General features: G+C 65.4%; 17 protein-coding genes. 2 read left to right on the top strand and 15 right to left on the bottom strand.

The window, feature by feature from the left end; translation table 11 throughout:
* Positions 1 to 79: 79 nt before the first annotated feature.
* Positions 80 to 3,556, bottom strand: coding sequence for an Rne/Rng family ribonuclease (locus tag RF638_RS11815; RefSeq protein ID WP_368842105.1), 3,477 nt, complete (start codon positions 3,554 to 3,556; stop codon positions 80 to 82).
* Between the two features lie 387 nt (positions 3,557 to 3,943).
* On the opposite strand from RF638_RS11815, the gene RF638_RS11820 reads away from it, so the two are divergent.
* Complete coding sequence (locus RF638_RS11820) at positions 3,944 to 4,552, top strand: vitamin K epoxide reductase family protein (protein ID WP_238663106.1); 609 nt, start codon at positions 3,944 to 3,946, stop codon at positions 4,550 to 4,552.
* Positions 4,553 to 5,591: 1,039 nt separating this feature from the next.
* Here the strand turns inward: RF638_RS11820 and ndk are convergent.
* The 14 genes from ndk to RF638_RS11890 form a co-directional block, all read right to left on the bottom strand.
* Positions 5,592 to 6,005, bottom strand: a complete 414-nt coding sequence (ndk, locus tag RF638_RS11825) for a nucleoside-diphosphate kinase (RefSeq protein WP_095798216.1) — start codon at positions 6,003 to 6,005, stop codon at positions 5,592 to 5,594.
* Between the two features lie 74 nt (positions 6,006 to 6,079).
* Entirely contained in the window at positions 6,080 to 6,529 is a 450-nt protein-coding gene (locus RF638_RS11830; RefSeq protein ID WP_368842106.1) for a DUF4233 domain-containing protein, read from the bottom strand.
* A gap of 30 nt (positions 6,530 to 6,559) precedes the next feature.
* A complete protein-coding gene (locus tag RF638_RS11835) occupies positions 6,560 to 7,930 on the bottom strand; it encodes a folylpolyglutamate synthase/dihydrofolate synthase family protein (protein WP_368842107.1) in 1,371 nt (456 codons plus the stop codon).
* On the bottom strand, positions 7,930 to 11,343 hold the full coding sequence (gene ileS / locus RF638_RS11840) for an isoleucine--tRNA ligase (protein ID WP_368842108.1): 3,414 nt from the start codon (positions 11,341 to 11,343) through the stop codon (positions 7,930 to 7,932). The genes RF638_RS11835 and ileS overlap by 1 nt, the downstream gene beginning before the upstream one ends.
* A 285-nt stretch (positions 11,344 to 11,628) precedes the next feature.
* The gene (locus RF638_RS11845) at positions 11,629 to 12,114 is read right to left on the bottom strand and encodes a hypothetical protein (protein WP_129700608.1); all 486 of its coding nucleotides are present in this window, start codon (positions 12,112 to 12,114) and stop codon (positions 11,629 to 11,631) included.
* Between the two features lie 86 nt (positions 12,115 to 12,200).
* Positions 12,201 to 12,893, bottom strand: coding sequence for a response regulator transcription factor (locus tag RF638_RS11850; RefSeq protein WP_095798220.1), 693 nt, complete (start codon positions 12,891 to 12,893; stop codon positions 12,201 to 12,203).
* A gap of 1 nt (position 12,894) precedes the next feature.
* Positions 12,895 to 14,352: a sensor histidine kinase gene (locus RF638_RS11855; protein ID WP_368842109.1), complete on the bottom strand. Its 1,458-nt coding sequence runs from the start codon at positions 14,350 to 14,352 to the stop codon at positions 12,895 to 12,897.
* Between the two features lie 58 nt (positions 14,353 to 14,410).
* Positions 14,411 to 15,463: a siderophore-interacting protein gene (locus tag RF638_RS11860; RefSeq protein ID WP_368842111.1), complete on the bottom strand. Its 1,053-nt coding sequence runs from the start codon at positions 15,461 to 15,463 to the stop codon at positions 14,411 to 14,413.
* Positions 15,456 to 16,409: an ABC transporter ATP-binding protein gene (locus tag RF638_RS11865; RefSeq protein ID WP_368842112.1), complete on the bottom strand. Its 954-nt coding sequence runs from the start codon at positions 16,407 to 16,409 to the stop codon at positions 15,456 to 15,458. Before RF638_RS11865 ends, RF638_RS11860 begins: the two co-directional genes overlap by 8 nt.
* Complete coding sequence (locus RF638_RS11870; protein WP_368842114.1) at positions 16,406 to 17,473, bottom strand: FecCD family ABC transporter permease; 1,068 nt, start codon at positions 17,471 to 17,473, stop codon at positions 16,406 to 16,408. The genes RF638_RS11865 and RF638_RS11870 overlap by 4 nt, the downstream gene beginning before the upstream one ends.
* Positions 17,470 to 18,531, bottom strand: a complete 1,062-nt coding sequence (locus RF638_RS11875) for a FecCD family ABC transporter permease (protein ID WP_368842115.1) — start codon at positions 18,529 to 18,531, stop codon at positions 17,470 to 17,472. Before RF638_RS11875 ends, RF638_RS11870 begins: the two co-directional genes overlap by 4 nt.
* Before the next feature lie 2 nt (positions 18,532 to 18,533).
* Entirely contained in the window at positions 18,534 to 19,604 is a 1,071-nt protein-coding gene (locus tag RF638_RS11880) for an iron-siderophore ABC transporter substrate-binding protein (protein ID WP_368842116.1), read from the bottom strand.
* Positions 19,605 to 19,733: 129 nt separating this feature from the next.
* Positions 19,734 to 20,534: an SDR family oxidoreductase gene (locus tag RF638_RS11885; protein ID WP_315279642.1), complete on the bottom strand. Its 801-nt coding sequence runs from the start codon at positions 20,532 to 20,534 to the stop codon at positions 19,734 to 19,736.
* Between the two features lie 64 nt (positions 20,535 to 20,598).
* A complete protein-coding gene (locus RF638_RS11890; protein WP_315279641.1) occupies positions 20,599 to 20,967 on the bottom strand; it encodes a DUF488 family protein in 369 nt (122 codons plus the stop codon).
* Positions 20,968 to 21,017: 50 nt separating this feature from the next.
* On the opposite strand from RF638_RS11890, the gene valS reads away from it, so the two are divergent.
* Positions 21,018 to 23,669: a valine--tRNA ligase gene (valS, locus tag RF638_RS11895; RefSeq protein ID WP_368842117.1), complete on the top strand. Its 2,652-nt coding sequence runs from the start codon at positions 21,018 to 21,020 to the stop codon at positions 23,667 to 23,669.
* Positions 23,670 to 23,686: the final 17 nt, after the last annotated feature.

Genomic DNA, 23,686 nt, shown 5'->3' on the forward strand with positions numbered 1-23,686 from the left:
ACACATCATGCCACAGGGCCGCGGGTTCTCATCCCCCGCGGCCCTGTGGCATGTCATATCCCGGAGCTGGTGCCCGGTGTCAGTCCTTGGAACCGCCGGTCATCTTCATGTTCGCGGCCTTCACGCCCACGCCCACCACGGTGGGTTGCGAGGAGGACTTGGGCGCGTCCTGCTTGGACGCGTCGGCGGTGAACCGCTTCACGGTGCCCGTGGAGCTGACCGGCTCGTGCTTCTGCACGCTCGCCGTTCCCGGTGCGGCCGTGGGTGCGGAAGCACGGCGCGAACGACGCCGCGTGGCCGGCTTGGTCTCCGTGGTGGCGGCGGGTGCCGCGCCCTGACGTGACGCCGCCTGCTTCGGAGCAGAAGCCCCCGCTGACTGTCCTGACGAAGACTGTGCAGGCGCACCGGACTTCTGCTCTGAGCCGGACTGCTTGGAGGAGTCTGCAGTCTCAGCGGATTCCGCCGTGGACTGCTCGCTCCCCTGTCGGGATTCATGCGTAGCTCCGCGCTGGGCACGGCGGGAACGGCTCCGGCGATTACCTCGCGTGGGCTGTTCCTGGGAAGAGTCCTGCGCGGGCGCTTCCGTGAACGCTGCCGTCAACGAGTCCAGCGTCAGCGACTGCTGACCGCTCTCCGGCTGGTCCTCCGGGGAACCACCGCCGTGCGGCAGCTCGATGACCTCACCGTGAATGGTCAGGCTCGAGGACTGGTTCTCGCCCTTGTCCTCCGAACCCCGGTCACGATCCTGGCCGTCCGAATCCGAGGCATCCTTCGACTGCGAATCGTTGCCCTGGCTGTCCTGGCCCGACTGAGCGCGGCCGCGGCTGCGCTTGCCGCGACGCTTCTTGCGGCGACGATCGCCGTCCTGATCACCGTGGTCCTGGGAACCAGACTGATCCTTGCCCTGATCCGGCGTCTGTTCCTTACCACCGGAGCGTTCGCCGGACTGGTCGCCGCCCTGGTGACCCGAGGCGGCGTCGTCGTCGTGCTGGGAAGCTGCAGCGATACTGGCCAGCGCGTTGCGTGCGGCTTCCGCGCGGGCCTTGGACTCCTGGTCGTTGCCCTCGTTGCCGTTGTCCGATCCGTTGTTGCCGCCGTTACCGGAGTTCTTGGGCTTGTCCTGCTGGTTGCTCTGCTGGCCACCCTGGTGCTGCTGCTTGTGCTTGGAGCGCTTGCGCTCGTTGCGGTTATTACGGTGATCCGGGGCGGAATCCCCCGCGCGACCCTTGAGCGGGTGGTCGTGCACGATCGCACCGCGGCCGGCGCACGCCTCGCAGGGCTCCGAGAAGACCTCGAGTAGGCCGGTGCCCATGCGCTTACGCGTCATCTGCACGAGACCCAAGGAGGTCACCTCGGCGACCTGATGCTTGGTGCGGTCTCGGCCCAGGCACTCGACCAGGCGACGCAGCACGAGTTCGCGGTTGGACTCGAGCACCATGTCGATGAAGTCGACCACGATGATGCCGCCGATATCGCGCAACCGCAGCTGGCGGACGATCTCCTCGGCAGCTTCCAGGTTGTTCTTGGTGACCGTCTCCTCCAGGTTGCCGCCGGAGCCGGTGAACTTACCGGTGTTGACGTCCACCACGGTCATGGCCTCGGTGCGGTCGATCACCAGGGAACCGCCGGAGGGCAGATAGACCTTGCGGTCCAGGGCCTTCTGGATCTGCTCCTCCACGCGGAAGGATTCGAACAGGTCCGTATCCTCGGTCCATTGCTGCAGGCGGTCCAACAGGTCCGGGGCCACGTAGGTCACGTAGGCCTCGATGTTGTCCCAGGCCTGCTCGCCCTGGACGACCATGGCGGTGAAGTCCTCGTTGAAGACGTCGCGCACGGTCTTGATGGTCAGATCCGGCTCCGCGTAGAGCATCTCCGGGGCCAGGGTCTTGGTGGACCCTGCCTTCTCCTGAATTTGTTCCCACTGCGAGCGCAACCGGTTGATGTCGTTGGTGAGTTCCTCTTCGGACGCGCCTTCCGCTGCGGTGCGCACGATCACGCCCGCACCCTCGGGTAAGCGGTCCTTCAGAATCTTCTTGAGGCGCTGTCGCTCCACGTCCGGGAGCTTGCGGGAAATACCGGTCATGGAACCACCCGGCACGTACACGAGGTAGCGGCCCGGCAGGGAGACCTGGCTGGTCAGGCGAGCGCCCTTGTGGCCCACGGGGTCCTTGGTGACCTGCACCAGGACGGAGTCTCCGGACTTGAGTGCGTTCTCGATCTTGCGGGGCTTGTTGCCCAGCTCGGCAGCGTCCCAGTCGACCTCGCCCGCATACAGCACGGCGTTGCGGCCCCGGCCGATGTCGACGAACGCCGCTTCCATGGAAGGCAGCACGTTCTGCACCTTGCCCACGTACACGTTGCCAATCAGCGAATCCTGCTGGGTATGGGACACGAAGTGCTCGGCCAGCACGCCGTCCTCAAGGACACCGATCTGGATCCGGTCCTCCTTCTGACGCACGAGCATCTTGCGCTCGACCGATTCGCGCCGTGCCAGGAACTCTGCCTCGGTGATCACGTGGCGGCGACGCCCGGACTGGCGCGATTCACGACGCCGCTGCTTCTTGGCTTCCAGCCGCGTGGAACCCTTCAGACCGGTCACCTCACCGGCGCCGCTCTCGGACACGCGCGGGGCCCGGACGCGGGTGACGGTGCCGTCGGCCTCGTCCACGAGTTCCATGTCCACGTCACCGCGGCGACGACGGCGCCTGCGACGGCTCGTCACATTGCCCGAAGAATCGTCCTCGTCCGCATCATCGTCGTCCTGCTGGCGCGACTGGCGACGCTGGTTATCGCGTTCCTTGGCGGCCTCGCGCTGACGAGCGGTCGCGGCCTCCGCGGCAGCGCGGATCTCATCCGGATCCGGTGCGTGGAACATCAGGCCGGCGCCCAGACCGAAGGACGGTTCGGTTTCAGAGGCCTCGGATTCGGAGGTCTCGGTTTCGGTCTCGTGGTTGTTGGTCTGCTCGGAGGTTTCTTGGCCGGCGGCTTCGGTGACCTCGGCGTCCTGAGTACCCGGGGTCTGAGCCTCAATGGCGTCAGTGGCGTCAGCCTCGGTGGTCTCAGCCTGTGAGTTTTCCGACTCAGTGGTCTCAACCTTTGAGTTTTCCGGCCCAGTGGTCTCGCTGCTGGGCGACGTGTCGGCAGCCGACTCCTCGATTGTCTCGGACTCGACCTGCGATTCCGCTGATTCGTCCGTCAAGGCCTGCTGCGCATCGGTCGACTCGACCGAGGTGTTCTCGCTTGCGTCAGCAGGTTGATCCGTCTCGGGGGCTACCGTTTCGGCATCCGGCGTTTCGGTCTGAGGCGTCTCAGTCTGCGACGGCGCGTCAGCCTGGGAGTCGGCCGAGTCGTCGGCCACGTCAGTGCCGGCGGGCTGCGGGAGCATTTCGGGCTCGTCGTCAACCTGGGTGTCTACCTGGGGTTCGGTCGGGGTTTGCTCAAGAACGGGCTGTTCCGCGGGGGTTTCCGCCACCGAAGTTTCGGCGGGGGTCTGCTGTTCCGCGGTAGCTGCCTGGTCCTGTGTCGTCTGTTCCGCGTTGTCCTGTTCGGATTCCATGTGAGGTTGTACTCCTGCTCGGAACACCGTCCGCACTCGGGTCCGAGGTGTGCTCGGTCGGTCGAACCGGTGGAAAATCCACGCGGCCGCCGGAAGTCATTGTGGTACTTACCGAGTGCGCTGACTGACTAGAGCGCTACTGGCAAGCCGGCGGATGTCCGAGTCGCTTGACCCTTCAGGGTCGCGAACTTTTTTCGGACGGACGCGCTCGATCTGTTGAGAGCCGCGGGTCCATCCATTTTTTATCGGAGGTCCTGCCGGACCGGTTCCCGTGTACGGCTGGGAACCGACCGTTGCCAAGTATCTCACAGGACGTACACGCACCCCAGGATTGACGTGTGCGGCAGACCACATCGCCCAAGGTGTCGGGTCGATTAGCATCGGCCTGTGAGCTCAACAAACACCATGGACCGTCAGCCCAGCACTTCCTCGGACCGAGGTTGGGGAATCCTCGCCCTGATCCTGTCGATCATCGGCTTCGGGGCCTCCGCGACCCTGGTGATGGAACGCCTGGCCATCTATGCCGACGCCGGCCACCGCACCAGCTGTGACATCAACGCGTGGCTCTCATGTGGCACCGTGATGCGCACCCCGCAGGCCGAGCTGTTCGGCTTCCCCAATCCGTTCATCGGCATCGTGGCCTACGCGGTTGTAATTGCCCTCGCTTTGGCGGTGTTGGCCGGGGCCCGCTTTGCCAACTGGTACTGGTGGCTCATCTGGGTGGGAATCCTCGCCGGTTCGGTGTTCACCCTGTGGTTGTGGTGGCAGACCACGTTCGAGATCAACACCCTGTGCCTGTACTGCATGATCGTGTGGTGCGCACAAACCATCCTGTTGGTTCACACCACGGCCCGGAATGCCCGCGCTGGGATGTTCGGCGCCCGCATGATCAATGCGGGTCACTCGACCGCGTGGGCCTGGCTGATCGCCATCGGCCTCCTGGTGATTGCTTTCGGCATCATTGCCATCCGCTTCTCCACGGTAATTTTCGTCTAACCGTGATCTGCCTGAACCCGTGAGCTTTCGGCAGTGGTGGTCAAGGGTTACCGATCGGACCGTGCCCATCCCGGTGCCCCTTGAGGAAGACAGTTGTGACCCCGTGGAACTTCGCACCGATTGCGTCATTGGCGGACATGTGAGGCGCCTTTAGGACCAGCCATGTCATCTCAGGTGCCGATGGGACCTCGTAGAAGGCCTTCAAGGGCTCCACCGGCACACCAGGTGCACTCTAGGGCTCTAACCAAACACAGCATGTGGGTGATTGCGAGAGCCGCGTCCCTGCTGAACTTCGCACCGATTGCGCCATCGGCGGACACGTGAGGCGCCTTTAGGACCAGCCATGTCATCTCAGGTGCCGATGGGACCTCGTAGAAGGCCTTCAAGGGCTCCACCGACACACCAGGTGCGATCTAGGGCTCCAACCAAACACAGCATGCGGGTCATTCTGAGGGTCTTGAAAGGCGCCGTCATCATTTGGCGCCGATCCTGAGGCCCGTGATGACTCAGCGGCGCCGCTGGCGGGTTTGATCACGGCAACCCTCCGTGCACATTAGGGGCACGGGTTCGTCCACCGGGTGACACTCAAGGCACAGGCTGGCGCCCTATCGACATTAGGGGCACGGGTTCGTAACGAGTGCCATACCTCGTGCGGAATTTCGTACCCGGGGTGACACTCAAGGCACAGGTTCGCGCTCGGTCGACATTGGTGGCGCAGGTTCGTAATGGGAGTTACATCTCGGGCGGAGGATCGTACCCGGTGACAATCCGGGTAGAAGTCCGCTTCGAAAGCGCACTTCGCGGCGTGACACTCTGCCAGATATGTCCCGGCGGCACTCGAGTGCATTGGATCGCCCAGAGCGCGGCCCACCGCGATCCCCGCTAACCGGGTCCGGCCACAATTACGGTGAGATCCATGGCCCACGACCCCGCAACCCACCCACTACTGGCTGGCGGGTCGGCTCGCCCAATGACGACGGCGGGGTGAGACTGGATTTCCAGTCCCACCCCGCCGTCGTCGGTTCAGCAGGTCACCCGATCAGGCGAACCAGATGCCGATCTCGCGGTCTGCCGACTCGGGAGAATCCGAGCCGTGCACGAGGTTCTTCTGCACCTTCTCGCCCCAGTCGCGGCCGAGGTCGCCTCGGATGGTGCCGGGAGGCGCAGTGGTGGGTTCGGTGGAACCGGCCAGGCTGCGGAAACCTTCGATCACACGGTTGCCCTCGACCACAGCGGCGACCACGGGACCGGATCCCATGAACTCGACCAGCGGTTCGAAGAAGGGCTTGCCCTGGTGTTCCTCGTAGTGCTTTTCGAGGATGTCACGCGTGGCCTGCACGAGCTTGAGCTCCACGATCTTATAGCCCTTGGCCTCGATACGGGCCAGGATCTGTCCGGTCAGGCCGCGCTCGACGCCGTCGGGCTTCACCAGCACCAAGGTGCGTTCCGTCATCTACATCTCCTTGAAATTGTTCTCGTCAGAGGTACCGCGACCAGCCTACCGGCCAGGCACCGCGGCCCGGGTAGTCAGGCACGATCTTGCGGATGCTGGGCTTCCCACTGTTCCTGGAGCCGATCGCGCTCCCGGTTCTCACGGTCGATGGTGGTTCCCTTGGCCACCGCGTACCACCAGGCCAGGGCGCACAGCGCACCGATCACGAACATGGCGGGAAGCAGGAAGCCCGTGGCGATGAGCACCAGTTGCAGCACCCAACCGAGCACGTAACCGCCCGGTCGGCGCACCATGCCGCACGCGAGCAGGAACACGAGCGTGAGGAGCACCCCGCCGCCCACCAGCAGCCACTGCTGAGTGGTGCCCCAATCACGGGCCAGAATTCCGAAGGCCGCCAAGGTCGCGAAGAAGACGATGAACGCCTCGATCGACAGGACGGACACGGCGAACATCGCCTTAATCGAACGGCGCGGTTTCTTCTGTCCCGGGCGCCATTCGCGCTGGGCCTTGGTCATTTTTGCCATGCTCAGTCCCTCCCTAGGTTCCGGCGGTTGTCAGAGTCCGAGCAGCGCACGGGCTTCACCCACCACGGTGACGGAGCCGGTGATCAGTACCGCGCCGTCGAACTCCTGACGGTCGGCGGCGTCCTGGATGGCGGAGGCGATGGCGTCGTCCAGGCGGTCCTGGGCGTGCACCATGTCCTCGTCGAAACCCATGTCCGCCGCAATCTCGGCCAGTTCTTCGGGCGCGATGGCCCGCGGGGACCGGGAGTGGCTGCACCACAGTTCCAGCTCGTACTCGCTGTACTCCTCGGCGAGCGTGCGCAACATGGTCTCCACATCCTTCTCGCGCAGGATCCCGACCACCAGGTTGAGTTTGGCGAACGTGAACGATTCCCGGACGGCCCGGGCCGAGGCCTTCAGTCCGTGCGGGTTGTGGGCGGCGTCCAGCAACACCGGGGGTGCCTTGCGGGCCAACTCCAGCCTGCCGGGCGACGTCACTGCACCCAACCCCGTGACCAACAACTCCTGGTTGAGGGGCTTGTCTCCCCCGCCCAGCAGTGCCTCCACCGCGGCAATGGCCAGCGCAGCGTTCTCCGCCTGGTGCTCGCCGAACAAGGGCAGCATCAGGTCGATGTACTCCGCCGCCAAGCCCTGGACGGCAATGATCTGTCCGCCCACGGCGATGGTGCGACCGCGCACGCCGAACTCGACACCCTCGAAGCGGAACTGTGCCCCAATTTCTTGAGCGCGTTCCAGCAGGATCTGGGCCACCACAGGATCCTGTGCAGCGGAGATCAGGAAGCCACCCGGCTTGATGATGCCTGCCTTCTCCAAGGCGATGTCCTGCAGGGTGTCCCCCAGCATTTCGGTGTGGTCCAGGTCCACGGGCGTCACGATGGAGACCGCCGCGTCCGCCACGTTGGTCGCGTCCCAGCTGCCACCGATTCCCACTTCCAGGACCATGACGTCCACGGGCTCATCCGCGAAGACCGCGAATGCCAGAACGGTCAGTACCTCGAAGAACGTAAGCCTCGGTTCCCCTCGTTCCGAAAGCTCGGTGTCCACGAGCTGAAGGTACGGGGCGATCTCCCCGTAGATGCGCACGAACGTTTCGTCCGTAACGGGCCGGCCGTCCAGGCTGATGCGCTCGGTGACCTTCTCGAGATGCGGGCTCGTGTAGCGGCCCACCCGGAGATCGTGAGCGAGCAGGAGGGACTCGACCATGCGCGCGGTCGAGGTCTTGCCGTTGGTCCCGGTGATATGGATGACCGGCGCGCTCTTCTCGGGATTACCCAGAATGTCGACGGCGCGCTGCACCGCATCCAGGCGCGGCTCCATCTTGTTCTCCGGCGCACGGTCCAGGAGTTCCGCGTAGACCTCCTCCACACTCTGAGGAGTGGACAGGTTCCAGGCTTCAGTCATCAGCTGACCACCGATGCATAGATATTTACATGGTCCCCGGAGGCAAGTTTGACGGCATGGCCAGTGGTCGATAGGGCCGTCGCGGCAGCATTAACTCCGGAAATTTCAGATGAGTGCAGCCCAATATCTTCTTGGGTCGGCGCGGGTCCAAACTCAATGTCGCGAGCGAGGGTGGACTTGCCTATCAATCCGAGATGCGGCTCAATCAGGTTCTGGAATTCCGAGGTGGCCCCCAATCGCAAGATTATTCGGTCAGAAACATTGAATTTTCTGATTCGCCGAAATTGTTGAACCTCTCGAATCAGATCACGAGCAATCCCCTCACCGCGCAGCTCGTCGGTCAGTTCGGTGTCGAGCACCAGGAAACCGCCCTCGGGCGGCACGGTGACGGCGCGCGCCGAGGTTTCCGCGGCGTCGTCGACGACCGTGGCCAATTCGTACTCGCCCGTTTCCAAGAGAATCGAGCCGGCCGTGACGGCGCCGTCCTCGGAGACCGACCAGTCACCGGACTTGGCGGCCTTGATGACCTGCTGGACCTGCTTGCCCAGGCGCGGGCCCGCGGCGCGGGCGTTGACCTTGAGCTGCTGCGAAATGCCGAAGTCCGCGGGCGAAACCTCTGCGGAGTCGAGCAGCGTGACGGACTTGAGGTTGAGCTCGTCCGCAATGATGGACTCGAACGTTCCGGTGAGGCGTTGGCCCTCGGGAACCGCCACGGTAAGACCGGCCAGCGGCTGGCGCACGCGCAAGTTGTGGGCCTTACGCAACGCGGAACCGGACGAACAGATGGCGCGCGTGCGGTTCATGAGCGTCATGAGGTCCTCGTCCTGTGGGAACAGGGACGCGTCCGGCCAGTCCGTCAGGTGCACCGAACGGCCGCCGGTCAAGCCACGCCAGATTTCCTCAGTGACCAGGGGCAACAGGGGCGCGGCCACGCGGCACACGGTCTCCAGACAGGTGTAGAGCACGTCGAAGGCCTGGGTGTCCTCGTCGAAGAACCGCTCGCGGGAACGGCGCACGTACCAGTTGGTGAGCGTGTCCATGTAAGAGCGCAGGGTTTCGGCGGCGGACCAGATGTCATAATCGTCGAATTGCTGCTTGGTCTCGGAGACCAACCGTCCGGTCTCGGCCAGGATGTAGCGGTCCATGACGTTCTCGGCCTGGTAGCGCAGCTGCGCCTCGTACCCGGAGCCACCCTTGGCGGCGTTCGTGTACAGACCGAAGAAGTGGTAGACGTTCCACAGTGGCAACATCATCTGACGCACGCCCTCGCGGATACCCTGCTCGGTCACGACCAGGTTGCCGCCGCGCAGGATGGGTGAGGACATCAGGAACCAGCGCATAGCGTCCGCGCCGTCGCGGTCGAAGACCTCGTTGACGTCAGGGTAGTTGCGCAGGGACTTGGACATCTTCTGCCCGTCCGAGCCCAGCACGATGCCGTGCGAGATCACGTTGCGGAAGGCCGGGCGGTCGAACAGCGCGGTGGCCAGCACGTGGAGCAGGTAGAACCAGCCGCGGGTCTGACCGATGTACTCCACGATGAAATCGGCCGGGTTGTGGGTCTCGAACCACTCCCGGTTCTCCATGGGGTAGTGCACCTGGGCGTAGGGCATGGAACCGGAGTCGAACCACACGTCCAGGATCTCGGGAACGCGACGCATCACGGACTGGCCGGTGGGGTCGTCCGGGTTGGGGCGGGTGAGATCGTCGACCCACGGGCGGTGCAGGTCCACCTCACCCTCGGCGTTGCGCGGAAGCGTGCCGAAGTCCCGTTCGATCTCGGCCAGCGAGCCGTAGACGTCGCGGCGCGGGTAATTGGGGTCGCTGGACTCCCACACCGGGATGGGCGAACCCCAGTAACGGTTGCGCGAGATCGACCAGTCGCGAGCGTTCTCGAGCCACTTGCCGAACTGGCCGTCCTTGACGTTGTCCGGGATCCAGTTGATCTCCTGGTTGAGCTCGACCATGCGGTCCTTGATGTCCGTGACCTTGACGAACCACGAGGACACCGCACGGTAGATCAAGGGGTTGCGGCAGCGCCAGCAGTGCGGGTAGGAGTGCACGTAGCTGGATTCGCGCACGAGCGCGTCCTGGGCACGCAGGTCCCGGATCACGGTGCGGGCCACTTCCTTGTCGAACACGTTGTGCCCGGCGATACCGGCCAGGGGTGCCCCGGCGGCCAAGGACTCGTCCTGGAAGAAGTCGTAGAACACGCCGGCCTCGTCCACCGAGAGCACCACGGGGATGTCGTAGCGGGCGCACACGTTCTGGTCGTCCTCACCGTAGGCCGGGGACTGGTGGACCAGTCCGGTGCCGTCGGTGGTGGTGACGTAATCGGCCACGAGGATCTGCCACGCGGTGCCGGTGCCGAAGCGCTCGGCGTCCGTGAAGTAGTCCCACAACGGGCGGTAGCGCACACCTTCCAGCTGGGATCCGGTGAAGTGGGCGGTCACGGCATCGTGGGCGGCCGCTGCCGGGTCCTCGGCGTCTCCGAAGCCCAGGTCCTTGGCGTAACCGGCGAGCAGGTCGGAGGCGATAAGGTAGCGACGCCCGGCCAGGTCTCCCCCGCCGTTGACCAGCACGTAGTCGATGTCCGGGCCGACGGCGAGCGCTTCGTTGGTGGGCAGGGTCCAGGGCGTGGTGGTCCAGGCCAGGGCGCGGGCCCCTGCGAGCTGGGACACGACGTCGGGTTGGACGGCCCACGCGGCGTCGTCGAGGATCTCGAAGCCCACGGTGACCGTGGTGTCCTGGCGGTCCTTGTAGACGTCGTCGTCCATGCGCAACTCGTGGTTGGACAGGGGCGTCTCGTCCTTCCAGCAGTACGGCAGCACCCGGTAACCGGAGTAGATCAGTCCCTTGTCGTTGAGGGACTTGAACGCGGCCATGACCGATTCCATGTACTCGACGTTGAGCGTCTTGTAGTCGTTGTCGAAATCGACCCAGCGGGCCTGGCGCGTCACGTAGTCCTGCCACTCGGTGGCGTACTTCATGACGGAGGCGCGGCAGGCATCGTTGAACTTGTCGACGCCCATCGTTTCGATTTCTTGCTTATCGGTCATGCCCAACTGCTTCATGGCCTCGAGTTCGGCCGGCAGACCGTGGGTGTCCCAGCCGAACCGGCGTTCCACGCGGCGACCCTGCTGGGTCTGGTAGCGGGCGACGAGGTCCTTGACGTAGCCGGTCAGCAGGTGCCCGTAGTGGGGCAGTCCGTTGGCGAAGGGAGGGCCGTCGTAGAAAACGAATTCGTTGGAACCGTCCTGGCCCCGTTCGCGCTGGTCGATGCTCGCCTGGAAGGTGTCGTCGGTCTTCCAGTAGTCGAGAACGCGTTCCTCGACCTGCGGGAAACGCGGGGCGGACGGCACGCCTAGGGCGGTGGGGTCGGTGCTTACCTTGGGGTAAACGGGTGAATCAGTCACGGTGCTCCATCCTGAGACGTCAGTAAATTCAGGATGCGAGGACGCTCGGGCGTACGGAGTACGCCGGTGGCGCGGTACCACCTCGCTTACTCGCGTCGGTTCGTCCCTTGCCGGGGACGACGACGCCGCGAGCCGCTCATTCGCAGGCTGTCACGGGCCCACCCGCTCGGTTCTACTGAGACCCACCCGAAGGCTTGATCCGTTCTTCCGAAGACTCCCCGGTGATGGCCGGTTCACAGTCCGTGTACACACAGTGCACCGCGCCATTCTAACCCCACCGGGGACTCAGTCGTCATCCCAATCGTCGTCGCACTCCCATTCGTCGTCATCCCATTCGCACACACTGCTCAGAGCCGGCGCCTGGGGCACGGACACGGGAGCCTGCGGTGCCGGGGCGGGAGCGGGAGCCACGGGAGCCGGAGGCGGCGCGGGTGCCGCCGGGCGCTCGATCGGCGCGGGAGGCGCGGGGGCGGGCGCTTGGGCCGGGGCCGCGCGCTCGGGCGCGGGAGCGGCGTCGTCGTCCTTCTTCTTGTCCTCGGCGGCCTTGTCAGCCTTGTCGGAACGGTCGGGAGCGGCCGTGTCCGAGGGCGAGGCCGACGGCGCCGCGCTCTGACTCCCCGTCGAGGTCGGTGAAGCGTTGGGCGCGGTCTGCGGGGTCACCACAACACCGGGAACGGGCGTGGCCTCGTTGGAGTCCATGGGCATGATGACGATGGCGGTGGCCGTTGCCCCAAGTGCCGTCAGGATTGCGGCGTTCCGAAGCGTTTTCATGCTTCAAGTCTGATGCGGGTCGATGAAACCACCGTGAACCGGATATGAGGAAACTCTCATAATCACCCCGATTGGGGCGCACAGGCCTATGATTCGCGCGGGTCCACCAGCTTGTAGCCCGCGCCGCGCACGGTGATGAACCGATCCGCACCCATCTTCTTCCGCAGGTAGCGCAGGTAGACCACCACCACGTTCGACGCACCGTCGTAGTCGTAACCCCACACCCGCGACAGGATGATCTCCTGGGTCAAGACCTGATTCGGGTGCTCCAGGAACAGCGCCAACAGAGCGTACTCGCGGCTGGACAGCTCCACTTCACGCTTCTGCGCGCCGGTGCCCACCGTGGCCACACGCGTGCGGAGGTTCAAACTCAGATCACCGAGTTCACGGATTTCCTGCGTGGGCTGTGTGGTGCCACCGGTGCGTTCACGCGCTCGCAATTTGATGCGGGCCAGCAGTTCCTCGAAGCGGAAGGGTTTGGCCAGGTAATCGTCGGCACCGCCTTCCAGGCCGTGCACGGTGTCCTCGACCGAATCGCGGGCGGTGCACATGAGCACGGGGATCTCCGCGCCCATGTCCCGCAATGCCCTCAGCACCGCGAAACCGTCCATGCGCGGCAGTCCCACGTCCAGGACCAAGAGGTCGAACTCCCCGCTGCTCGCGTAGTCCAGGGCGGTGATGCCGTCCTCCACCACCGTGGGTGTGTAACCGTGGGCCTTGAGGCCGCGGGCCACGAAACGCGAGATCCGGGGCTCGTCCTCGGCAATCAGAATTCGCATGTCAGCGCTCCTTGGGATCGGTCACGTGGGTGTTGTCCTGAGGGAAAATCATGGTGAACGTCGAACCGTGACCCGGCCTGGACGTGAGACTGACCGAGCCGCCGTGGGCCTCGGCAATGGCCTTGACGATGGCCAGTCCCAGACCGGAACCGGATTCACCGCCGCTCTCGGAGACCCGGGCGAACCGTTCGAAGATCCGGGCCTGATCCGCCCCGGCAATGCCGATTCCTTCGTCACGGACTCCCACCATGATCATGGATTGACCGGACAGCGTCATGTGCTGGACCTTGAGCTCGATCTTGGTGTCGGGTTCGCTGTAGCGCACCGCATTGGCGGCCAGCTGCACCACGGCCTGCGTCAAACGATCCTCGTCCGCTTGGGCCACCACGTCCGTACCGGAATCGAGCAACCACTCCCGCGGGCCCAGGTGCTCGATGCGGGAGGACGCATTGCGGGCGAACTCCGCCATGTTGACGTCCTTGAACTTCACGAAGTCCGGCCGCCCGGTCTTCGCCAGCGTGGACAGGTCCGTCACCAAGCTGTTCATCCGATCGAGCTCGTCCAAGGCGATCTCGTGCCCCTCCGTCACATCGGCGGGATCTTCGGGGTCGGTGGTTTCCAGCGTGCCCCGAACAATGGTCAGGGGTGTCCGCAATTCATGGGAGACGTCGGACATGAACTGGCGCTGATGCGCGTAACCCTCTTGGATGCGTTCGAGCATGCGATTGAAGTTCTGAGCGAGCGCGGCGACGTCGTCCCGGGTGCCGGGGTCGGGAACGCGACGCTCGAGGTCGTAGATCGTGATCTCGCGGGTGGCGTCGCGCAGGTCGCCAATGGGGCGCATGAGCTTGCCCGTCACGACCAGGCCCACCAGCGCGGAGGCGAGCAACGTGGCCAGGCTGACGACCGTGTAGGTGATGGCCGAGATCCAGATCTGTTCTCGCTGGCTCTGAATCTTGTTCGCTGCCACGAAGATGCCGGGTGTCTCGTCGCTGTACAGTTCCACGGAGGCGATGGCCGCAGGAACCGCCTCCCCGTCCACGATGACCTCAGTGAAGATCGTCTGCCCGGGTTCGTGCGCGGCCAAGATCTGCTCAACCGTCTCCGGGTTACCGAGTTCGAAGGCCTGTTCCTGGGGTTTGAACTGGGGCTTGTCGTCGAGGAACGCGAGGAATGCCTCGTGTTCGCCGGGCACCGCGCTCTGGATGGCGGCGCGCATCAGGTCCTCGGTGCTTTCCTCATCGCCCACGTCCGACTGGCGCAGTTCGGCAATCCGTTGGAACTCGTCGACCTCTTGCAACAGCTCGGTGTTCACCCGGTCCTCCAGGACGGTGAACTGCACGTAGTAGCTGACGAATCCGGCGATCAACAGCCCACCGGCCATGAACGCGAGCATCGTGGACAGGATGCGAACGCGCACGGACCGCGCAGACAGGTCCTTGCTGAATGGGCCGTTCACTGTCACCTTCCGATGCATCGATGCCGAGGGCAGGGCGCATCCGACCGCCGGACAGCGGTTACTCCGTGGTGCGTCCCCGTTTCCAGTACCCCATGAACGATATGTCAGTTTTCTGAACCCCGTGTGCCACACACATGCGCCGCAACGATTTCACGGCGGAGGATTCCGCGGCCAAGAACCAGTACGGACCGGCCCCGGTGGCATCCGCGTTGGCCCACACGAAGTCGCCGGTGTCATCCTCTCGTTCGTCGACCGCCGACGACGCCGCGTGGCGCGCCGTTCCTTCCCGGCCCTCGAGTTGTCGGCTGAGCCAGGACTCCAGGAGCTCGTTGCGAGCAGCTGTTTCACCGCGAGCAAGCCACGTCCAGGTCAATTCGGTGCCGTTCTCGAGGGTGACCCGGATGTCCCCGTCGGTCATTACCCCGCGTGACAACGCGGCCGGTCCGGCGGGCATTGTCGCGTCACCGTGCACGGGGACTTCCACGGCTACGTGCAGGGATTGTGCTGCACCGGTCGCGTGCACGGAATCATCTCGCAGCGAGATGGACCGATCCACGCAGTCGACGATGGCGGCGGCCGCCGGTAGCGCCGTTTCGTCTGCGGCTATGACCACCCGATTGTTCCGCGCTCGGTGCTCGTCCCAGCCGGCCCACCACGCACCACTGGCCGAGGGCACCATCAATTGCACCGTGTCGCCGGGGGCCAGTTCGGAGCCCCAGCGCGCGCCGGGGCCCAGTCCTCCGTGCACTTCGTCCTCGTGCACCACCACGTCGATGTCCATCTCGGGAACGGCTTCCGCGACATCCCCGTGCCCGCCGGTCAGCACGCGTGCGTCCCGGAGGGTATAGGTGCGGATCCAGCCGCGCTCGTCCTCGGGGCGTGACAGGAACTCCTGCCGCCACCGGGACATGTCCGACGTGTCAATGCGCACGTGGTCACGTCCCGGCGCGGGGATCAGCACCTTGAAGTACGCGTCCGCCCGAGGCCCGGGGCCGGATACGCCCCACGGCAGGGTCCAGAGTTCCTCCCCGGCCACACTCACCCGGACCAGGTGCTCCCCCACCATCTCGGTGCGGGTCACGCGGGTCATGACGGCTTGGATCTCAGTCATTCGTCCCTTTCTCGGTTGCGTTCGGTTCGTGGATCTCGGGTGTCGACGACGCCGCTCGGCGGGTTCGCAACGGAACCACCAGTCGGGCGTCGGATTCGGGATCGTGCAGGACCCGGGCGGGCATTCCGAAGACCTCGCTGACCGTGTGATCGGTCATGACCTCCTCCGCGGTACCCGCGGCCAGCACTACCCCATCTTTGATGGCCACCAACTGGTCCGCGTAGCGGGCGGCCATGTTCAGTTCGTGCAGCACCATGACCAGGGTGATCCCGCGCTGTCGTTGCAGGTCCGACAGGATGTCCAGGACCTCCACCTGATGGGCGATGTCCAAGTATGTGGTGGGTTCGTCCAACAGCAGCACGTCCGTCTGTTGGGCCAAGGCCAGGGCAATCCACACGCGCTGGCGTTGGCCGCCCGAGAGCTCGGTGACCTGACGGTCCAGATAGCTCTCCAATCCGGTCAGTTCCACGGCTTCCGCGACGGCCTGATCATCAGTGGGACGCCAACGCCCGAACGCACCCCGGTGCGGGTGACGACCACGCGAGATCAGGTCGAGCACGGTGACGCCCTCCGGGGCCACCGGATCCTGCGGGAGGAACCCGACGCGCCGGGCGAATTGGGTGCGCGACCAGGTTCCTGTGTCCTCGCCGTCCAGCAGCACCTCGCCGTGGGTGGGCTTGAGCTGGCGCGCAATGGTCTTGAGGAGCGTGGACTTGCCACAGCCGTTGGCACCGACCAGAACGGTGATGGCGCCGCGTGGGATGTCCAGGGAGATCTCGCTCAGGACGGGCCCCGCACCGTAGTCCGCCGTGAGGTTACGGATCCGCAGTGAGGACTCCCCTGTCGCGGACGTGCCGTGCGCGACGAAGGAGGTGGGCGGCGTCGTCAAAGATGTCCTTTCGACCGATTCAAGCGCGTCGACCGACGAGTGCTCGGAGAGTTTCATGATTCAGCCTTTCCGCGACCGATCAGCAGCCACAACAGAACGGGTGCGCCGGCGGCCGCCGTCACAACGCCCACGGGTAGGGCGATCCCGGGCAGGGCCTCGGCGGCGATGTAGTCGGAGACAACCATCAGCAGTGCCCCCACGAGGGCCGCATGGTGAGCCAGACCGGCACCGCCGGTGAGTCCCCGGGCAATGGGCGCGGCCATGAAGGCGACGAAGGCCACCGGACCCACCACGGATGCGGCCACGGCCACGAACACCACGGCGAGGGCGAGGGCGGTGAGTCGTACCGGCAACACCCGGACCCCGAGCCCGGAGGCCAATTGGTCACCGGTTCCCATGGCATCCACCGACGGGGCCAACAGGGCGCACAGTGGCAGCAGGACGATCAGCGCAATCCCCACGAGCGCAATGTCGCTCCACCGCGCGGAGTTCAACGAGCCGGTCAGCCACTGTAAAGCGTCTTGGGCGGCGTAGATATTGGATCGTGTGAGCACGCCGTTGATGCCCGCCGTGGTCAGTGATCCGGCGGCGACACCGGTGAGCACCAGGCGTCCGATGTTTGCCCGGGTGCCGCCGGCGGCGAGGATTACCGCGGCCATGAGCAGGAAGGCTCCGGCCAGGGAACTGACCGTCACGGCGGCTCCCGACAGGCCGCCCAGGGTGATGGCCACGACCGCGGCCAGACCCGCCCCGAAGGAGACGCCCATGATGTCCGGGGAGGCCAGCGGGTTGCGGAGTACCCGTTGGAAGAGGTGTCCACCGAGTCCGAAACAGACACCCGTGTGGATGCCCAGCACGGTGCGCGGCAGGGTCACGTCCCACACGATGTAATTGGCGGGACCGTCGTAGCTTCCGGCGAGCACCGAGATCAGATCCGGAACCGCCACCACGTACTTGCCCAGGGCGATGCGGGCGAAAGAACACACCAGTAGAGCCAGGCACAGCACCACGGTGACCCTGCGCAGCTTGCGGTGCGTGCGGCGTCGTCCGTCGTGGACCTTCTCGACCGTGGTCCGGGCGGGCTGAGCTGCAACGGGGCGGGTGGTCAGTGTCTGGCTCACGCCGTCACCACCCCCTTGCGGCGCACGATGGCCACGAGCGCGGGCGCACCGATGATCACCAGGGCGATACCCACCTGCAGTTCACGATCCGGGAGCGCAACGCGCGCTACGGTGTCAGCGAGCAGGACCACCACGGGACCGGCCAGTATGCACGCGGGAATCACGCGGCGATAGGACACCCCGACGAACGCGCGCACGGCGTGGGGCACGAGCAAACCGCAGAACACGAGCGGGCCGGCCAACGCGGTGGCGGTGCCGGCCAACAGCACCACCGCCACACCGGCGAGCAAACGAATCAGCGCGGGATGGGCGCCCAGGCCGCGACCCAGCGCGTCGCCCAGACTGAGGGTATCCAGGGAGCCGCCCAGCGGCCAGGCCAAGACCAGGCCCACCAGAATCACGGGCGCCGCCAACAGTAGGAACGTGCCGTCCGGCCGGGACAGGTCACCCACCTGCCACGTGCGGAACGAGTTGAAAGTCGCCTGGTCTGTGAGCAGCATGGCGCTCGTGAGCGCCCCCAACCCCGCGGAAATTGCGGCACCGGTCAGCGCGAGGGTCACGGGCCGGGCGCCGCCCTTGGCCGCGGTGGCCAGCCCGTACACGAGCAGCATGGCCACCGCGGATCCCAGGGCCGCCAACCACAGTTGGGAGCCGGGTGAGACGAGCCCGCCCAGCACAGCGCCCGTGACCACGGCGCACGCGGCACCCGCGGTGAGACCCAGGATTCCGGGATCACCCAGCGGGTTGCGCGTGGCGCCCTGCAGGAGCGCTCCGGCCACGGCGAGCGCCGCTCCGGAGAGCACACCCGCGGCGGTGCGCCACACGCGTGACTCGACCACGGCGGCGTCGAGCGCGGGAATCCCGCCGACGGTCGAGATGTCCCCCGTCAGGGCATGGGGTAGCACGGCCCAGGTGACGGACAGGTCGACCGGGCGGGTGCCCACGGCCACGGAGGCGGCCAGGGCAATCAGAAGACCGACGGCTAGAAGCGGCCACGACAAGTGTCGTCGTCGCATCGTGACCGTGCGAGGCACCGCCTCGGTCCGGGTGGCGCTCACGTTCACGAGGACTGCGGCCCCAGGGCGTCACGAACGGCGGGAACGTAAACGTCCACGGCGTGGGGCAAGGACAGCGGTGAAGGCGCCAGGGTGGAGACTACGTCAGTTTTGTTGGTCGTGAAGATCGAGTGACCCGCAGCGACCGCGGGAATGTTGCGCAACATGGGGTCGTTCTTGAACTTCTCGGCGGCGGCCTCGTCCTCGGCCACGCTGATGTACAGGTCGCTCCTGAGTTCGTCCGCGCGCTCCTCGGGCCACTCGCGCCAGAACTCGTCCTCGGTCACGTTCTCCTTGACCACGGGTGCCAGTTCCAGGCCGATCGCCTCGAAGAAACGGGGGCGGGCATCGCCCGGGCCGTAGAAGCCGAGCTTCTGCGTGGTGTCACCGTAGATGAAGGTCTTGCCGGCAGCGTCGCCCAGATCCTCACCGCGCTGCGACAGCAGATCTTCGGTCTCCTTGATCAGGTCGTCGCCGGCCTGGGAACGACCCAGCGCCTTGGCCACCGCGCGCTGCTGGTCCTGCCACGAACTCACCCACGGGCCCGTGGGATAGGCGACCACGGGGGCGATCTTGGAGAGGCGCTCGTAATCCTCCTGCGTGATGCCGGAGTTCACGGCCACGATCAGGTCCGGGGTCAGCTCGGCCACGGCGGTGAAGTTGGTGCCGTCCGCCTCATCGAACTGCTGGGGTTTCTCGCCGCCCAGGTCGGTCAAAGCCTGGTCGAACCAGTCGGTCGAACCGTCCGCGTTACCACCCCAGGCCACCGTGGCCACGCCCACGGGCACCACGCCCAGCGCGGCCACGAAATCCTGGTTGTTGCTGCCACCGATGGTCACCACGCGCTGGGGTTCGGCGTCCACTGTGGTGGTGCCCAGGGCGTGCTTCACCTCCACGGGGAAGCTGTCGGTAGCACTTGACTGCGCCGCTGCTCCGCCGGTGTTCTCGCCATCCCCACCGCGTGAACCGGTGGAACACGCGGCCAGGCCAACGAGCGAGGCGAGCGCCAGACCGGAGCCGAGCAGGCGGCGTCGGGTCACGGCGGGTGTGGGAGAAGAAGGTGAAGATGCGGGCACTGTGGCTCCTCGAACAGTCCAATTAGATCAGGTTAGGCTAACCTAATTTATTCGAGCGGCTTCTGACAAGATGAGTGCGGGCCCCGCCGAAGAATTTTTCGGCGGGGCCCGCTCAGCACTCGATGAGTGTCAGGATTCCTTGCGAATCATCTTGTGAATGGCGGCCTGGGCGACCGGCTTCACGGTGAGCGTGTCGATGTTCACGTGGTGCGGCAGCTCCACGGCGAACGCGAGCACCTCCGCCACGTCAGCACCCGTGAGGGGCTTCTCCACTCCGGCGTAGACCTTGTCCGCGGCTTCTTGGTCGCCGCCGAGACGCATGAGGGAGAACTCGGGAGTGTGCACCAGACCGGGAGCCACCTCGACCACGCGCACGTTGTGCTCGGCTTCTTCCAAGCGCAGGGCTTCGGTCATGGACCGTTCCGCGTACTTCGCGGCGTTGTAGCCGGCACCACCCTCGTAGGCGCGGAAAGCGGCCAGCGAGGTCAGGTTGACCACGGTGCCCTCACCGTTCTCGCGCAGCGTGGGCAGGAACGCGCGGGTCACACGCAGGGTGCCCATCACGTTGACCTGGAACATCCAGTCCCAGTCGTCATCCTTGGCGTCAAGAATCTTGTCGGTGCCGCGGGCACCACCGGAAATGTTGAGCACCGCATCCACGGTTTTCTGCTCAGCGAGCACCTTGTCGCGCAGGGCATCAACCTGAGCCGGGTCGGTGATGTCAGTCGGGGCAGCAATGGCGCCGGTGTGCTGGGCGAGATCCTCGAGGCGGTCCGCACGGCGAGCGACGGCGTAGACGGTCCAACCACTGTTGCGCAGCCGTTCCACAGTGGCCTCACCGATACCGGTCGAGGCGCCGGTCACCACGGCAACCTTGCCATTGCCTGCGGGCTTGGGGTTTGCGTAAGTGGTGTCTGTGTTCTGAGTCATACTCACCACCGTAGCCAACTTATTGTTTCAAGATAAATACCTAATCAAACTTGATTAGTATGTTTCAGAATCCGCTGCGGTGGTCTCGCAACCACCCCACGAGGACCACAGCGTTGTTGTGTTCCTCGTCGTGGGCGTCGTAGAGCAGGGTCGCCTTGTCGACGTCCCGCAGAACTTTCTCGAGTTCAGCCACTTCCCCGGACGCGTCCTCATCCAGTGCTTTCCGGTACCGCTTGGTGAATTCCTCGAACTTCTCGGGATCGTGGCCGAACCACTTCCGAAGCTCGCCCGTGGGTGCGAGCTCCGTGAACCAGTGATCCAGGGCGGCGTGATCCTTGCTCACCCCGCGAGGCCACAATCTGTCGACCAGGATGCGAGCGCCGTCGTCCGGCGCTTTGTCGTCACGAACGCGCTTGATCTGCAACTGTGCCATGACCCCACGCTAGGCCTGTTGCGCCCGGATTGCATGAGAGACTGGGGCACATGGCACAAAATCTTGAGGGTACAGACACGCCCAATTTCAGTGACAGCGCTGCGTCCACCACCGCGGTGAACGTTCCCGACAAGCCGGCCCTGGAGGGTCTGGAAGACAAGTACTCCGCGCAGTGGCGCGAGAACGGCACCTACGCCTTCGACGAGGACACCACTCGTGAGTCCGTCTACTCGATCGACACTCCCCCTCCCACGGCATCCGGCTCCCTGCACGTGGGACACATGTTCTCCTACACGCAGACGGACGTGATCGCCCGCTACCAGCGGATGAGCGGCAAGAACGTGTTCTACCCGCTGGGTTGGGATGACAACGGCCTGCCCACCGAGCGCCGCGTACAGAACTACTATGGCGTGCGCTGCGAACCCGGCAAGCCCTACATCGAGGGTTATCGCCCCCCGGAGAAGCCGGCCAAGAACCAGCGCGACTGGGACGTGGTCTCCCGCCAGAATTTCATCGAGCTGTGTGAAGAGCTCGCCGTGGAGGACGAAAAGGTCTTCGAGCACCTCTTCTCCACACTGGGTCTGTCCGTGGACTGGACCCGTACCTACCGCACCATCGACGCGCACTCCCGCAAGGTCTCCCAGCTCGCGTTCCTGAAGGACTACCAAGCCGGGAACGCCTATATGGCCGAGGCCCCCACCATGTGGGACGTCACCTTCCGCACCGCGGTGGCTCAGGCCGAGCTCGAGGACCGCGAACGCGAAGGCGCCTACCACCGCGTGTCCTTCCACCGCCCGGACGGCGAGAAGGTCTTCATCGAGACCACCCGGCCCGAACTGCTGCCCGCATGCGTGGCCCTGGTGGCCCACCCGGACGACGAGCGTTACCAGCCGCTGCTCGGCACCACCGTGCGCTCTCCCCTGTTCGACGTGGAGGTCGAGGTCAAGGCCCACCCCCTGGCCAAGCCGGACAAGGGATCGGGTATCGCCATGATCTGTACGTTCGGTGACCTCACCGACGTCACCTGGTGGCGCGAGCTCAACCTGCCCACGCGCGCGCTGATCGGTCGCGACGGCCGCTTCCTCGCGGAGCAGCCCGAGTGGATCGCCGACGGCGCCCCGGCCGAGAACTACGCGCAGGTCGCCGGCAAGACCGTGTTCTCCGCGCAGAAGGCCGTGGTGGAACTGCTAGAGGCCTCCGGTGATCTGGAGGGCGAGCCCAAGAAGATCATGCACCCGGTGAACTTCTACGAGAAGGGCGACAAGCCCCTCGAGGTGGTCACCTCACGCCAGTGGTACATCCGCAACGGTGGCCGTGACGCGGAGCGCCGCAAAGCACTCATCGAGCGTGGCCGCGAGATCTCGTGGCACCCCACCTTCATGCGCTCCCGTTACGAAAACTGGATCGAAGGACTCAACGGCGACTGGCTGATCTCCCGCCAACGCTTCTTCGGCGTGCCGTTCCCGGTCTGGTACCCGCTGGACGAGTCCGGCGAGCCCGACTACGACAACCCGGTGCTGCCCTCCGAGGATCAGCTGCCCGTGGATCCCACGGCAGATGTGGCTCCCGGCTACACCGAGGAGCAGCGCGATCAGCCCGGCGGCTTCATGGCGGACCCAGATGTCCTGGACACCTGGGCCACGTCATCGCTGACCCCGCAGATCGCGACCGGTTGGGCCGTGGACGAGAAGTTGCACGCCAACACGTTCCCCATGGATCTGCGCCCGCAGGGACACGACATCATCCGCACCTGGCTGTTCTCGACCGTGGTGCGCGCCGAGACGCTGGCCCAGACCGTGCCGTGGCAGCACACGGCGCTGTCCGGCTGGATCCTGGACCCGGACCGCAAGAAGATGTCCAAGTCCAAGGGCAACGTGGTGGTTCCGACCGACGTGCTCGAGAAGTACGGTTCGGATGCGGTCCGTTACTGGGCGGCATCGGCCCGTCTGGGTGCGGATACCGCGTACGACGAAGGCCAAATGAAGATCGGCCGCCGTTTGGCGATCAAGCTGCTCAACGCGTCCAAGTTCGTGTTGGCGCAGGGCGTCACCGAGGCCTCTGTCTTGGGTTCGGGCACGGATGAGTCCGTGGTCATCAACGGCCTGGACCGCTCGCTGCTCGCTCAGCTGGCCGACGTGGTCACCCGTGCGACCACCGCCTTCCAGGAGTACGAGTACGCTCGCGCTCTGCAACTGATCGAGTCCTTCTTCTGGACCTTCACCGACGACTACGTGGAGCTGGTCAAGGACCGAGCCTACGGTTCGCGCGGTGAAGAGGCTCAGGCGTCCGTGCACGCAGCCCTGGCCACCACGCTGGACACCATGCTGCGCCTGTTCGCACCGTTCATCCCCTTCGCGACCGAAGAGGTCTGGTCCTGGTGGCGCTCCGGCTCGGTGCACCGTGCCTCGTGGCCCGTGACCGACGGTTTCGCCGGCCTGGCTCAGCAGGGTGATCCCGAGGTGCTGACCGTGGTGGGTGAGGCCCTGTCCGGTCTGCGTAAGTCCAAGTCCGAGGCCAAGGTCAAGCAGCGCACCGCGGTCACCTCCGCCACGGTCTCCGGCCCTGCCGCCCAGCTCGAGCAGCTGCGCGCTGGCCTGGACGACCTCAAGGCCGCCGGTAACGCTGCGGACCTCACGCTTACGGATGCCGACGGTGAGTTGACCGTCAGCGATGTGGAGCTGGAAGCTGCGGTCGAGGTGTAGTCACGCTCACATGACAA

The organism is Kocuria sp. CPCC 205235, assembly GCF_040980905.1.
Classification (GTDB): Bacteria; Actinomycetota; Actinomycetes; order Actinomycetales; family Micrococcaceae; genus Kocuria; species Kocuria carniphila.

Bases quoted from the DNA above. Each gene is read 5' to 3' on its own strand.
- RF638_RS11890 (WP_315279641.1), bottom strand. From the start codon at position 20,967: ATGGCACAGTTGCAGATCAAGCGCGTTCGTGACGACAAAGCGCCGGAC.
- valS (WP_368842117.1), top strand. From the start codon at position 21,018: ATGGCACAAAATCTTGAGGGTACAGACACGCCCAATTTCAGTGACAGC.
- RF638_RS11835 (WP_368842107.1), bottom strand. From the start codon at position 7,930: ATGACTGAAGCCTGGAACCTGTCCACTCCTCAGAGTGTGGAGGAGGTC.
- RF638_RS11845 (WP_129700608.1), bottom strand. From the start codon at position 12,114: ATGAAAACGCTTCGGAACGCCGCAATCCTGACGGCACTTGGGGCAACG.
- RF638_RS11815 (WP_368842105.1), bottom strand. From the start codon at position 3,556: ATGGAATCCGAACAGGACAACGCGGAACAGACGACACAGGACCAGGCA.
- RF638_RS11865 (WP_368842112.1), bottom strand. From the start codon at position 16,409: ATGAAACTCTCCGAGCACTCGTCGGTCGACGCGCTTGAATCGGTCGAA.
- RF638_RS11850 (WP_095798220.1), bottom strand. From the start codon at position 12,893: ATGCGAATTCTGATTGCCGAGGACGAGCCCCGGATCTCGCGTTTCGTG.
- ndk (WP_095798216.1), bottom strand. From the start codon at position 6,005: ATGACGGAACGCACCTTGGTGCTGGTGAAGCCCGACGGCGTCGAGCGC.
- RF638_RS11885 (WP_315279642.1), bottom strand. From the start codon at position 20,534: ATGACTCAGAACACAGACACCACTTACGCAAACCCCAAGCCCGCAGGC.
- RF638_RS11860 (WP_368842111.1), bottom strand. From the start codon at position 15,463: ATGACTGAGATCCAAGCCGTCATGACCCGCGTGACCCGCACCGAGATG.
- RF638_RS11830 (WP_368842106.1), bottom strand. From the start codon at position 6,529: ATGGCAAAAATGACCAAGGCCCAGCGCGAATGGCGCCCGGGACAGAAG.